Genomic DNA, 13,597 nt, shown 5'->3' with positions numbered 1-13,597 from the left:
GCTCATGATCCTGACCAATCGGTCAAAATTAGCCTAGGACGACAGCGCGCGGGCGGTCAAGGAGCCAGTGGCGAAATCGACAAGGCCTGCTACAGGGGCCTGCTACAGGGGTCTCCTCCGGGGGGCTTGCGCGCAAGGGGAAGTGAGGGGCTGTGCGAATGACGGCGAGGAACCCAGAGGGGCCCGGGGGCGCGTGAGCGTAACGAAACAGGCGGCGCTGCCCGCGGCAGCGCGCATCACCGGGCGGGCGGCGCGCACCAAGAAGCGCACCCGCATCCAGGTCGGCAACGAGGAGCGCATTCTGGACGCCGCCCTCGCGGTCTTCTCGCGCTACGGCTACCGCGGCGGCACCATCGACCAGATCGCCGCGCGCGCCGGCATGTCCAAGCCCAACCTGCTCTACTACTACCGGCGCAAGAAGGACATCTACGTGGCGGTGCTGGAGCGCACGCTGACCATGTGGCTGGCGCCGCTGGAGTCCCTGGACGCCGCCGGCGACCCCCAGGAGGAGGTGCGCCGCTATGTCCGGCGCAAGCTGGCGCTCTCGCGCAGCCACCCCGAGGCCAGCCGGCTCTTCCTCTCGGAGATCCTGCAGGGCGCGCCGCTGCTCCGCCCCAAGCTGGAGCAGGAGCTGCGCGCCCAGGTGCGGCGCAAGGCGGCGGTGCTGCAGGGCTGGATGGATCAGGGCCGCCTCACGCCCCTGGACCCGGTCCACCTCCTCTTCACCATCTGGGCCACCACCCAGCACTACGCCGACTTCGACAGCCAAATCCGCGCCGTCCTCGGCCGCGACGCCATGACGGAGACGATGTTCGAAACGGCGGAAGCGACGATCTTGAAGCTGTTTTTCGAGGGGCTGGGCGTGGAGGGGTGAGCGGCTGAGGTAAGGTGCTGATGAGCGTATATGGCCCTATGTATACCACTTGAATAGCGGCATATATTTCTTGCTAGAAAGTAAGTAGGGAGGTGAAGAGAGAAATGTCAGAATCAGCGTTACGTTCTTCGTTAGAGCGCATTCTCCATCCCGCAAGCTTTTGGGAAGTGCCAGGATGGCAGCTATTTTCACGCAAGAATCAAACAGAAGTTCTTACACATGCTGCCTGGAAACGCGGCTGTAGCGTGGTATCAATGAGCGGCCAACTTAACACGGTGCGTTTCAACAACAATTGCATTCATTTTACACAACGAATGAGCAATAGAACATCTGTTTTTGCGAGATTCGTTACCGATAACAAGCACGCAACGAAGCAACTTTTGAATCGTTCTGGCGTTACGGTTCCGCTGGGAAGAAAATTTCCTGTGAGCGAGAAAAAACAAGCATGGAAGTATGCGTGCAGTTTGGATGTGCCTGTCGTCATAAAACCGCTATCGGCACATAGCGGTCGGGGTGTTTCCGTAGGCATTACAAAAATCGAAGATTTCGATTTGAGCTGGCAAGTTGCAGCAAAGAACGGAAAAACAATTATTGTAGAACCGATGATAGAAGGCGGCGACCATCGTGTTTTTGTCATTCAAGACAAAGTTGTAGCTGCCGCGCGACGCTACCCTGCCTCGGTAACGGGCGATGGCGTGCATACCATTCGACAATTGGTGACTCTGAAAGCTCGCGAAAGGGAATCAATCCCGTACATTGGCAAAAACCCGCTCAAACTGACTGACGTTATGCTCTCTCATATGCAGAAAACTGGATTAACACCGGAAACCATTCCACATGCGGGGCAGCGTGTGGAGCTTCATCCTATAGCCAATATTAGCGCTGGTGGAGAAAGTGAAGACATAACGAACATCATTCACCCAAGTTTTTGTGAAATAGCGATAAAAGCCCGCCAATCCATCCCTGACCTATTCCATGCAGGAATAGATATCATAGCTAAAGATATCACTACACCCGCAAACGAACAAGCGTGGGCTGTCATCGAAGTTAATTCGAATCCTGATATTTCACTCCACCATTTCCCATCATACGGCCAAGCACGGGACGTCGCAGGCGCGCTGATCGAGTCTCTTCTACCCGAGACCGCGGTTAAATCCCCCAGTCCTCGTCACGACCACAAGATTCGCGTAACCGGCAGAGTTCAAGGCGTAGGGTTCCGACATTGGCTCCGTCGACAAGCGCACGTTCACGCGGTAGACGGATGGGTTAGAAACGCCGAAGATGGGAGCATTCAGGCGGTACTTTCTGGCTCGAGAAGCGCCGTTGAGAGCGTTTTAACACTCTGCAAAACGGGTCCGAAGTCCGCAAAAGTTTATAATATCGAGGTCCATTCAAATGACTTTGATGCCAATCGCGCCCAGAATGGATTTCTTATAATTGAATAATTTTCTCCGAGTATTGGCCGCATGCAAGATTCGATCTTGGTAGTTCAATGGTGACCACAGTAAATCATTTTTAGATGCCTTTATTAAGTTCCAAAAACGAATAAAATCACCGCTGTTTTTTCTTTTCCGCACCCTCCTGGATGAAGGAAATAATTTTTTTATAACTAACCGTGAAATATCGCACGCCTCACCATAATCTGGATCCAAAATAGTGCTTAATTGCGGTCTGTCATTAATCTCTATTACAACATACCTGTCTTTGTCATTGATAAGGTCAATTCCTAAAATTATTCCGTCATATAGCTTATCTATTTTTCTGCATATTTGTTTTAAGTGAGTGCTACTCAGTATGCTATCATCACGAATAACATACCCGCCAGATGACCTCCCTAACACATCGCCCAAATTAATATAAATATCTTTGTCCGGTATCGAATATAACGTTAATCCTCTTTTTGTTAAGTTTATTATTGCCTGTTCTATATTTATAATTGGGCGCTTCATCCTTCTCTTCTTATTATTAGCTTGAATCAATAGTTCATTTATCGTTTTTTCCCCATCCCCGATAACGTAAGGTGGGGTTCTCCTTACCGCTCCAACAGGAACACCATTCACTGTATAAACACGATACTCTACGCCTTGCACATATTCCTCTACAATGCATTGGGTTGCTTTGATCTCATTGATGGACAGCAACAGCGTTTCCCTGGTGTTTATATTGACATGAACACCCTTCCCCATGCTCCCCGCTACAGGTTTAGCCACTAAGGGAAACCCTAGTACATCTACTATAGAATTGAGGTCATTGGGAAAGCTCTTTCGGGCTTTATCCACAACGCGGTATCTTGCTGTATCGATTTTAAGGTTACTCAAAGCACGTTTTTGTTCTTTCTTTCCTTGGTAAAACCCCGCACTGTGATATCTCTTTCTCCCGAACAATGAACCAAACCACGTCTCGTCGGATTTTATAATATTACTGCACAGCACTTTCGTTTTTGAGAAAGTGATATTTATAATGCCGTCGCTGATTACAAAAACAAATCCCACTCTATTGTATTTTGGGTTATATTTCATTTGCTTTTTTTCACATAATTCTTGCACTTTCTTTTCACAAAGAAACGTTACCTCGAGTCCCCTTCGATACGCCTCGTTTGCTAGAGAAAAAACGCACAATGAAGAGCTGCTAATATTGATACTGTTCATACTGGAATTGCCTCTCTTCATATCACTCGCGCTTCCACAAAACTACAAATTTACAGCCATTTTCATGCTTATAATACTTTCGCTATGTATTTTATTTCCATTTCGTTATCGCTTATTATAATGTGTTATTTTCCGCGCCTCATAAAGTACTGCAGGTATCGAATCCCTATCCAGGATGCGCGCAGCACTCATTCAGGAACGCTGACATTCTCACCGTTTTTTTTGTTAGCCGTATTCTAGCATTTTCCTACGCTTTCGTCATTATTTAGCAGCAATTGGTTTAATTTTTTATACGCATTTAATTGTTCATCTACTAATTCGAATGAAACATCATGGATCAGTCGGTGCTGTGCCCTAAACCACATAGACGCCAAGTCAATAGATACTTCGGGGCTAAATCCCTTTGGGTGGCCTGGCCACGGCGTTAACTCCCCTACCATTGGCCCTCTGTTTGTATTAAGAATGTCTATTCTATAAAACGGCTTTAATATGTATGATGACACTCTCTTAGCAATGCTGTTGTACGCACAGTAATCTGGGGGGGGCGCAAGTATGTCACTCCTTTTTCTTTCGTACTTTCCTGTTTTTACTTCTGTCCAATGACTGTTATACCAGCGGTATTTCGCGTCATTACTACCCCCTCTGACAATATTCTCCTTGTGTAGAACGAGCGCTATTTGCCCATAAAACGCGTATATTTTAATGTCTTCCACTGGCCGATATGCGCCGTTTGGTGGAATCAATAGTTCTTCGGCCATCCAAGTGGGGGAGACGTTACCCTGATCTGATACAGCAGACATCAGATCCACTATTGAATCTGTAGAGTACTCCTTATCCTCTTGTATGTTATACCATCTATGGTTTCCGATCTTTTTTAGGCCAAATACACCCCAGCTGTTCTTTCCTTCATCCGGTTTAATTACAACCTCTTCCATATCAGCACAAACTTCCATGACCCTTCTCGGGGGCAAGCCAAGACAGTAGGTTTTTGGAAGATCACAGTTCAATATAGAAAGAAACTCTTTGCCATATTTTTTCTTTCCGATTTTAGGAAGAGCCGTCCTTACGTAACTTGGCAAGTATTTTCTATAATGCGCGCCGTTTTCCTTAAAATATAAATCGTGAAACTTAAACACACGTTTCTTCGGTTTTACGTTGCTCATTTACCCATCCCCAAAATGCAAATATGCTACTCACATTGATGATACGTGTGGCCATCTATCACGCACTGTGCCCTTATCCGATCCGTCCTTTTTTAATGCTATAAACCTTCTCATGAAACTTGCGGATTCACAATTTTCACTTATAAATTTCCATCCGGCCTCCACTCTATTAGTATACTTACTTTGATCCTCCCATAGTGTCTCAATAACTTTCCCAAGCGCTTCTGGTTCAGCATAAAGGGCCCCGCCTCCAAAAGTTTCTTCAAACTGTGGTGGCAAAATGACAGGAATTCCATGCGCCATTGCCTCTAGAACAGCACGGCCAAATTCCTCAATGTACTCCTCGTGAGGATAGTGAACGAAGAAATCAAGATCCAAAAGAAAATCAGAAATATCAATCTCGTCAAAGCCATAAACCCTCCAGTTGTCGGGCTGATAACCGAGCTTGTTTATAGCGAATCTAGCTCCTCCTAGAAACTGCACGTTCCAATCTTTCTCAACCCCGTATGCCATCATAATAGCGTCGGGAGATGTTGGCCACTTTGTGTATGCATCACGACCATGGCGTCCTATAGTTGGTCTGATGCGCTGCTCTCTACGCCACAAATTCTTTCTGACCTTTATAGTCGAGGAGTCTATAAGAGGATGCCACGGGGACGAATACGGAACTGGGTAACGTTCATCCTGCTCCATTAGCCTATGGACCCAATGAGAGATTGGTATCCAAACCCCATCCTTGCCAAACAGGCGTTGGACGTTTTCTCTTGCCACTATGGGATTATATTGCTCGTCCTCGCCGCTTAATAATCTTGAGGCAAATTGATTTACTATTACGCAGACCATATTGGTTCTGATATCTGGAATAGCATCCGGAAGGGTTCTCAGGATTGCTGGATACCCAATAATTACACAATCAGTCTCAGCTAGATCACCCGAAGTCAATGTCGGTATCCGCTTTTCTGTCGCCAGCTCATAAAGCTTTGGATTTATTGGACTGACAGGATCTAAGTCAAACTTTCGCCAATGCCATACTGCAACCTTCAGTCCAGCTGCTTCGGCCGCCCTTATGTATTGCAAAGTGGAAGCAAAAGCCCCCCCTTTCAGGGCAAAATCACAGACGAATACGATATCAAAACGTGTTGGCTTCTCTTTGCTTGCTATACATGGAGGAATCGGAAAAGGACGAAGCTTGTTCGAGTGTTTGGCGCCATCACCTTCCGCGATTTTGCGGTGCCAGAACCGGTAGGCATCTCGATATTGTGCTCGAGGCCCGAAGGAAAGGGTTTGAATTCCGGTGGTACCCATTCTGGTAAGTGAAGTATCTTGTGTTAATGACAACGATAATAGTGGCGGATCTGTTATTTTCCCCACAGCCGCCTTACCATAATACGCCCTCAGTCGCCATACAAACTCGGCGTCGGCGTTAACCCGTACCTCATCCCACTCACCTACCTGATCGAATACACTTCGCCGAACCATTAAGGATGAGAGATTTACATCATAAATTGATCCCTTTGGCCGCCAAGGGCCCACGATCCTCAGATCCTTCGTCACACGGACCCATTGAGACAGAACTGCAACAACACCCGCATGACTGTTAATAAATTGTACTTGTTCAAGAATTTTGTCAGCATGGGACCAATCATCGGCATCATGCACCATGACGAATTCTCCAGTCGCCGATCTCAATCCGCGATTTCGAGCCGAATAGGCGCCTCCATTTGAAGTGTTTCGGACAAGCTTTATCCTAGAATCGACGGCGGCAATCGATCGCACAACACTTGATGTTGCATCGGAGCTACTGTCATCGACAACAATAATTTCAATATTGTGCCAAGATTGATTTAAAATACTGTGTATGGCAGTAGCGATTGTATTTTCTGCATTATAAGCTGGGACAATGACTGAAACCTTATCCCCACCATAAACGGTTTCATATTTTGATTCCGACGTTATATTATGAAAATCTAAATTTTTATTGCTGTCGATAAGTTTTATTCGTCCTATGTTGTATCGAAGTAAAGCGTTGTTTATCAAATCAAGTCTACTAGTAGACCCATTATGTGATAACTCGGGCCCTCCGGAAACCGTTGATGCAAGCAGCAAAATCTCTGGGGAAACAGTGTTTCTTGCAAGTAAATTGTTTAATACATTTACTGATTTTTCATCGTGACCGGTCTTTATTAAGGTCAGCAAGTGCCATTTTTTATACTTTTCACATAGACAGCCGTCTAAGAAATCCAATTGATCAAGTATGCTTAAGCATTTATGATAGTTCTCTCTACTGTAATGCCATCTGAAAAGCTCCCACAAGGCGTTAACTTTATCTTCTTCGATAACATCTTGGCTCCTAATTATGCTCTCTAACTCTGGTATCGCAATACTAGAGTACCCACCCCATAACCTCTTAACGAAATACGTCGACCTTAATCTTCTTTGCTTTTTTTTATTACTTTCTTTCCGTTGCGTTTTTTTGTTTAGTAACGCATTTAATGTTTTTTCAATAAAATTGGTTAATTGTTTATTGGCCCTAAGCATGAGTTTACCTTGCTATTTAGAGAAGAGATATTCTTGTGGGTATATATAGTTTATTCCGCAGCATCCGACGAGACTACCCCAAGCGATCGCTCAATAAACTTAGTACGCGACCCTCTGCCAACAGAATGGTAAACAAATCCCGCATCGCGCATCACTTGGGGCTCATAGAGGTTCCTCAAATCGATCACCATGGGCTGGCCCAGTGTCTCCCGCATCCGGAGTAGGTCCAGCGCCTTGAACTGTGACCATTCGGTCAGGATCACGAGCGCATCGGCACCGGTCGCCGCGTCATAAGCGTCTTCGTGCCACGAAACACCCGGAAGCAAGTTCTCTGCATGCTCCATCCCTGCGGGATCGTAGGCTTGTATGGCCGCACCGGCTGCCTGCAAGCGCGGGAGAATATCCAGACTGGGCGCTTCGCGCATATCGTCCGTCCCGGCCTTGAAGGTCACTCCTAGGACAGCGAGGGTGATGCCCTCAAGCGACCCACCGAGCAGGCCGCGAATACGCTCGGCCATCGAGGCCTTCCGGTCCTCATTAATCGAGTTCACCGCTTCGACAAGCCGCGTGGGCGCGCCGGCGCGCTCGGCGATGGTGATCAGTCCGCGCGTGTCCTTCGGAAAGCATGACCCGCCATAGCCCGGGCCGGCCTTGAGAAACAGTGGGCCGATCCGGCGATCGAGCCCGATGCCCCGGGCGAGCACTTCGACATCGGCATCGAACTTCTCGCAGAGGTCCGCCATCTCATTGATGAAGGTGATCTTGGTGGCCAAAAAGGCATTGCCCGCATACTTGATCAGTTCAGCGGTTTCACGCGTCGTCATAACCACCGGCACCGCCCGATCCGCCAAGGGCCGATAGAGAGCCTGCAGGTGGTCGCGCGCCCTCTCGTTGTCGGCGCCCAGAACCACACGGTCGGGTTCAAGAAAATCGCGAATGGCACAGCCTTCGCGCAGAAATTCGGGATTGGAGGCAACATCGACATCGGCATCAGGCCGAAGTTCGCGCAAGAGCGTCTCTAGCCATCGGCCAGTTCCAGCGGGAACCGTGGACTTGGTCACCAGAACCGTATAGCCGGACAAGACTGGCGCGATCGCTCTGGCAACCGCTTCAACCTGAGCCATGTCGGGGTAGCCATCGCCCTTGCTGCTGGGCGTGCCAACTGCAATGAAAATGAGATCTGCGTCGGCTACCTTGGCTGCCAAGTCGGTCGAAAAGTGGAGGAGGCCGCGCTGCTGCCCCTCGAGGATCAGTTCATCGAGCCCTTCCTCGAAGATCGGGGATTCGCCCTGCTCCAGCCGATCAATCCGCGATCGATCGCGGTCAACGCAGGTAACACTGGTGCCCAGGTGTGCGAAACATGCCGCCGAAACCAGTCCTACGTAACCAGCTCCGACAATCGTTACCTTAAGCTGCATGCTGCCCCGCTTAGAAAGCCAATGAAGTGATGGTATCATGGTGACGACATGGTCCCGAAGGGCCTACGGAAGATGCGCACGCAGCCCCTTGGAATTCGACAGCGAACTCCCCGCACGCCGACACCACTCCGTCGACCTTAAGGCGTCGTTATTGCCTAACTATCCAGCCATTGCAATGCGGGCCCATGCGCCACTTCGCGCATCGGGGATCAAGTTTCGGCCGTCTGCCACTCTTTCGCCTCGCCTCGGAGTCTCTAAGATGCCGCCGCCGATAGCTCGACACTGGCATCGCCGGTGACCAACCCCATGAGTATCCTCTGGTATTGCTAGAAACTCCGCCCGCACCCAGTCACAGGAAAGCCCCATGAAGGCTCTGACAGCAACGCTCGGCTTCCACCGCGCGATGCGCAAGCACCGTTACAGCGAGGCCCTGGCGGTGCACCGCGACCAGGCGCTGTTCTCCCGGGGGCCCTCCTACTGGGCGCAGTACAAGCTCGGGCTCTATCGCAGCGTTCATGAGCGCGCGGAGCGGGAGGGCGTGCCGGCGCGTTGGCGGGCGCGTCTGGCCGCTGCGGTCTGCGCGGCGGCACTCGGCAAGGGCGAGGCGGCGCAGGCCTGGCTGCAGGGCCTGCCGGCCGGCAAGCTGCGCCAGATCGTCACCGCACTGGCGCCGCACGCGCCCGAGTTGGCTCTGCGGCGCCTGCAAGAGGCGGATGCCGCGGCCGTTGCCGAGTGCCGTGACCTGCAGATCGCACTGCTGACCGGGCTCGGGCACCTGCCGGAGGCCGCCGCGGTGCTCGGCAGGCTATCGGACGAAGAGGAGGCTCGGTGGCCCGAGCTGCCGCTGCATCGTGCTACCCTACTGCTCGCAGGCCAACTACCGGCCAGCGCAACCCCCGAGGCCGCGGCGCTGGCGCAGATCAACCGCTACTTCGCGCACCACCAACTGGAATCGCTCGAACGCAGGGATGAAGCGGAAGCACTCAACGCCCGCAACGCCAGGGCGCAGGTGCCCGTGCTGCCGGGGGAGCGCCCGCTGGTCTCGGTCATCATGACGGCCTTCCGCACCAAGGAGCGCATCGGCCCGGCCATCGAATCCCTCTTGGCACAGAGCCATCGCAACCTGGAAATCATCGTCATGGACGATGCCAGCGACGACGGTCTGGGCGCGGTGGTCGCGGCGCTGCGCGAGCGTGACGCCCGGGTGCACTATCATCGCCTGCCGCGCAACGTGGGCACCTATGTGGCCAAGAACCTCGCTTTGCGGCACCTGGCGCGCGGCGCCTTCGTCACCTGTCATGACTCGGACGACTGGTCGCATCCGCGCAAGATCGAACAGCAACTGGACTGGCTGCAAGAGGACCCGGGCCGGGTCTTCAGCTGGTCCTACTGGCTGCGCATCCGCGATGACGGCGCGGTGGTGGCGCGGCAGTGCCACCCGCTGCTCCGCGCCAACCTCTCCTCGATCCTCTTCCGCCGAGAGGCTGTGCTCAACCGCGCCGGCGCTTTCGACGAGGTGCGCACCGGCGCCGACAGCGAGTTCCTCGCCCGCCTCGCTCTGGTCTTCGGCCGAGAGGCGGGCGCGCCGCTGCGCAAGCCGCTCGCGCTGGGTGCGGAACGCCCGGGGTCGCTGATGACAGACCATAGCACCGGCATTCAGGGCAGCGGCACCACGCCCTTCCGCCTGGAATACTGGGAGGCCTGGCGGGCCTGGCACGGCCAGTGCCTGGCGGCGGGTCGACGCCCCTTCATGCCACAGGACCCGGGCGAGCGGCCCTTCCCCATCTCCGCCGAACAGGCGGTGCCTAAAGCGCCCGACCTGGCCGCACATCTGACCTGAGCCGGCGCGCTGTCCTCTTTTTCGTCGGCAGTGCAAGCGCCCCGCCCTTTCCCCACCGTCATTGCGAGCGACCAACGGGAGCGCGGCACATCACTGCGAGCGCCCGGCAGGGCGCGTGGCAGCCAGGGCGGCCACTCGTGGCCCTGGATTGCCGCGTCGGCTTCGCTTCCTCGCAATGACGAGGTGGGGGGCCTATCGGCCTCCACGGGCAAGGCTCGCGGGGACAGGGCTCGCAATGGTTCGGGAAGGGGCATAGACTGCGGCATCCTGCCACTGTCCCTCCTCCATCCTGCCTCCCGGCTGCATGTCCTCCTCCCGCCCCCGTTCTTCCGTCGTCGTCATGCTGGGCTCGGCGCAGACGCTGGCCTGGGGGTCGAGCTATTACCTGCCGGCGATCCTGGCGGTGCCCATGGCCGAGGGGCTGGGGCTGACGGCGGGGTGGGTCTTTGGCGCCTTTTCCGCGGCGCTGGTGCTCTCCGCGCTGCTCGGGCCGCTGGCCGGGGCGCGGATCGACCGCTTCGGCGGGCGCGGGGTGCTGATCGGCTCCAGCCTGGTCTTCGCCGCCGGCCTGGGGCTCCTGGGCCTGGCGCAGGGGCCGGTTTCGATGTTCGCCGGCTGGCTGCTGCTGGGCGTGGGCATGGCCATGGGGCTCTACGAGGCGGGCTTCGCCACCCTTGCCGGGCTCTACGGGCGCGAGGCGCGCGGCGCCATCACCGGCATCACGCTCATCGCCGGCTTCGCCAGCACCATCTGCTGGCCGGTCACCGCCTGGATCGAGGCCGAGGCCGGCTGGCGCGCCGCCTACTTCTTCTGGGCCGGGGCCCACCTGCTGCTCGGCCTGCCGCTCAACGCCCTGCTGCCGCGGCGCAAGGGGGCGCCCGCGAAAGAGCCGCCCGCACCGCCACAGGCAAAAGCGACGCCGCAAGAGGTTAAGAAAACCGCCAAGCAGCGGCGTGCCCTGCTGCTGCTCGCCTTCGTCTTCACCGCCACCTGGTTCATCAGCACCGCCATGGCCGCCCACCTGCCCCGCCTGCTGCAGGAGGCCGGCGCCACGCCCGCCGCCGCCGTGGCCGCGGCCGCGCTGATCGGCCCGGCACAGGTGGGCGCGCGGCTGTTCGAGTACACGCTGCTGCGCCGCTTCCACCCCCTGCTCTCGGCCCGCCTGGCGGCGGCGGCGCATCCGCTGGGCGCGCTGCTGCTGGTGCTGCTGGGCCCGGCGGGGGCGGCGGTCTTCACCCTGCTGCACGGGGCGGGCAACGGCATCCTCACCATCGCCAAGGGCACCCTGCCGCTGTCGCTCTTCGGGCCGGGCGGCTACGGGCTGCGCCAGGGGCTGCTCATGGCCCCCGCGCGCTTCGGCCAGGCCGCGGCGCCCTTCCTCTTCGCACTGGCCATCGACCACTGGGGCCTGGGCGCACTCGGCCTCACCAGCCTCCTCGCGCTGGCCAGCCTCGCCGCCTTGCTGGCCCTACGGCAGGGGTAAGGCACACGCACACGCCTACGCACCGTCATTGCGAGGAGGCCGACAGGCCGACGCGGCAATCCAGGGCGGTCGCCCGTGGCCCTAGATTGCCGCGCTCCCGCTGGTCGCTCGCAATGACGGGGGAAGTAAGGGGGGTCGCTTGCAATGACGAGGGGGAGAAAAGAGCGGTCGCTCGCGGCACATCGAGAGACGGTATCCCCCGTCACCCGCCCTCCGGCTGGCGGATGGCGGCTCGGGCGAGCACCTCTTCGGCCCACTGGTTCAAGCTCTTACCCGACAGCTCCGCCGCCAGCGCCGCCTTGCGATGCACCTCGGGATCGACGCGGAACATGACCCTGCCGGAATAGGGCTTCTGCGGCGGCTTGCCGACCTTGGCGCAGGTTTCCAGGTAATCCTCCACGGCCTCGTGAAAGGCCGCCCTGAGATCGGCGACATTATCGGCGTGAAAGCCCACGCCGTCGGCGATTCCAGCAATCTTGCCGAAGAAAATACCGTCCTCGTCGTCATACTCGATGCGGGCGCTATAGCCCTTGTATGCCATCGTGTTCATGGCTCAACTCCCAGGCGGATCAGATAGGCGCCTGATTCATACCTTTCGTGGATTCCCAGCAGTAAGCCAGTGGCCAGCAGAAGTGCAAGCGCAACACCACGCCCCTCGTTATTGCGAGGAGGCGAAGCCGACGCGGCAATCCAGGGCGGCCGCCCGTGGCCCTTGATTGCCGCGCTCCCGTTGGTCGCTCGCAATGACGGGGGAAGTAAGGGGGGTCGCTTGCAATGACGAGGGGGTGAAAAGAGCGGTCGCTCGCGGCACATCGAGAGACGGTATCCCCCCTCACCCGCCCTCCGGCTGGCGGATGGCGGCGCGGGCGAGCATGTAGCGTTCGGCCTCGGCCATGTGCTCGGCCATGAGGCTGCGGGCGCCCTCGGCGTCGCCCACCTTGAGCAGGCGCATGAGGCGCACCTGGTAGTTCAGCGCCGTCTCGCGCAGCTGCGGGTTCGGGGTGGCGTAGATGGCGCGGCAGACCGCCATCTCGCGCAACAGGCGGTGCAGGAAGACGCAGGCGAAGGTCAGCAGGCGGTTGTCCGAGAAACCGGCCAGCACCGAGTGGAAATCCAGCTCCGAGAGGCGCTGCTGGAACTCCTCCTCCGCATCGGCGGGGGCGTGGTCGTAGAGGCGGATGGTCTCCTGCAGATGGGCGTAGTCCGCCTCGTCCAGCCGCCCGGCCAGCCCCGCCACCAGCTCCGGCTCCAGCAGCTTGCGCAGGGCATAGATCTCGGAAAGGCTGGGCCGGCTGAAGAGGAAGAGGTTGCTCAGCAGGTCCATGGCCTGCCCGGCCGAGAGCGCCGAGACGAAGACGCCGCCGCCGGGGCCAGTGCGGGTCTTGATCAGCCCCTGGGTCTTCAGCGCCTTCAGCGCCTCGCGCACCGTGCCCTTGGCCGCCTGCAGATGCGCCTCCGACAGCCACTCCTGGGGAATGCGGTCGCCGGGGCGCAGGCCGTGGGCGGCGATCAGATCGCGGATCTGCTGCGCGATGGCATCGGCCCGGCGAGTGGGCCGGCGCGGCGGCAGCTCCAGGCGCTCGCCCACCCAGGCCGGCTCATCGGCCCCAGGCGCGTCAGGCCTCATTGTCGT

The 13,597-nt window shown here is 56.2% G+C and carries 10 protein-coding genes; 4 read left to right on the top strand and 6 right to left on the bottom strand.

What is annotated here, in order from left to right; genetic code table 11:
• The first annotated feature begins 193 nt into the window (after window positions 1-193).
• A complete protein-coding gene (locus P2G67_RS00660) occupies window positions 194-874 on the top strand; it encodes a TetR family transcriptional regulator C-terminal domain-containing protein (protein ID WP_322099612.1) in 681 nt (226 codons plus the stop codon).
• 104 nt (window positions 875-978) lie between these two features.
• Window positions 979-2,319, top strand: a complete 1,341-nt coding sequence (locus P2G67_RS00655; RefSeq protein WP_275819029.1) for an acylphosphatase — start codon at window positions 979-981, stop codon at window positions 2,317-2,319.
• Here the strand turns inward: P2G67_RS00655 and P2G67_RS00650 are convergent.
• The 4 genes from P2G67_RS00650 to P2G67_RS00635 form a co-directional block, all read right to left on the bottom strand.
• Window positions 2,266-3,522 (bottom strand): ATP-grasp domain-containing protein, encoded by a 1,257-nt coding sequence (locus P2G67_RS00650; protein WP_275819027.1) that lies wholly within the window; start codon window positions 3,520-3,522, stop codon window positions 2,266-2,268. The two genes, P2G67_RS00655 and P2G67_RS00650, sit on opposite strands and share 54 nt — an antisense overlap.
• 236 nt (window positions 3,523-3,758) lie before the next feature.
• A complete protein-coding gene (locus P2G67_RS00645) occupies window positions 3,759-4,685 on the bottom strand; it encodes an ATP-grasp fold amidoligase family protein (protein ID WP_275819025.1) in 927 nt (308 codons plus the stop codon).
• Between the two features lie 30 nt (window positions 4,686-4,715).
• Window positions 4,716-7,223, bottom strand: coding sequence for a glycosyltransferase (locus P2G67_RS00640; protein ID WP_275819023.1), 2,508 nt, complete (start codon window positions 7,221-7,223; stop codon window positions 4,716-4,718).
• Between the two features lie 50 nt (window positions 7,224-7,273).
• Complete coding sequence (locus tag P2G67_RS00635; protein ID WP_275819021.1) at window positions 7,274-8,641, bottom strand: UDP-glucose dehydrogenase family protein; 1,368 nt, start codon at window positions 8,639-8,641, stop codon at window positions 7,274-7,276.
• A gap of 364 nt (window positions 8,642-9,005) precedes the next feature.
• On the opposite strand from P2G67_RS00635, the gene P2G67_RS00630 reads away from it, so the two are divergent.
• Together P2G67_RS00630 and P2G67_RS00625 are read left to right on the top strand one after the other, a co-directional pair.
• Entirely contained in the window at window positions 9,006-10,481 is a 1,476-nt protein-coding gene (locus P2G67_RS00630; RefSeq protein ID WP_275819019.1) for a glycosyltransferase family 2 protein, read from the top strand.
• Between the two features lie 304 nt (window positions 10,482-10,785).
• Complete coding sequence (locus P2G67_RS00625; RefSeq protein WP_275819017.1) at window positions 10,786-11,964, top strand: MFS transporter; 1,179 nt, start codon at window positions 10,786-10,788, stop codon at window positions 11,962-11,964.
• A 202-nt stretch (window positions 11,965-12,166) separates the two neighbouring features.
• Here the strand turns inward: P2G67_RS00625 and P2G67_RS00620 are convergent, their stop codons facing one another.
• Window positions 12,167-12,514 (bottom strand): type II toxin-antitoxin system HicB family antitoxin, encoded by a 348-nt coding sequence (locus tag P2G67_RS00620; protein ID WP_275819015.1) that lies wholly within the window; start codon window positions 12,512-12,514, stop codon window positions 12,167-12,169.
• A 282-nt stretch (window positions 12,515-12,796) separates the two neighbouring features.
• The gene (locus P2G67_RS00615) at window positions 12,797-13,591 is read right to left on the bottom strand and encodes a FadR/GntR family transcriptional regulator (RefSeq protein WP_275819013.1); all 795 of its coding nucleotides are present in this window, start codon (window positions 13,589-13,591) and stop codon (window positions 12,797-12,799) included.
• Window positions 13,592-13,597 lie beyond the last annotated feature (6 nt).

This window comes from Aquibaculum arenosum, from assembly GCF_029222965.1.
In the GTDB taxonomy this organism is placed as follows: domain Bacteria; phylum Pseudomonadota; class Alphaproteobacteria; order Kiloniellales; family DSM-21159; genus Aquibaculum; species Aquibaculum arenosum.
This window is presented reverse-complemented; position numbering and strand designations above follow the sequence as displayed.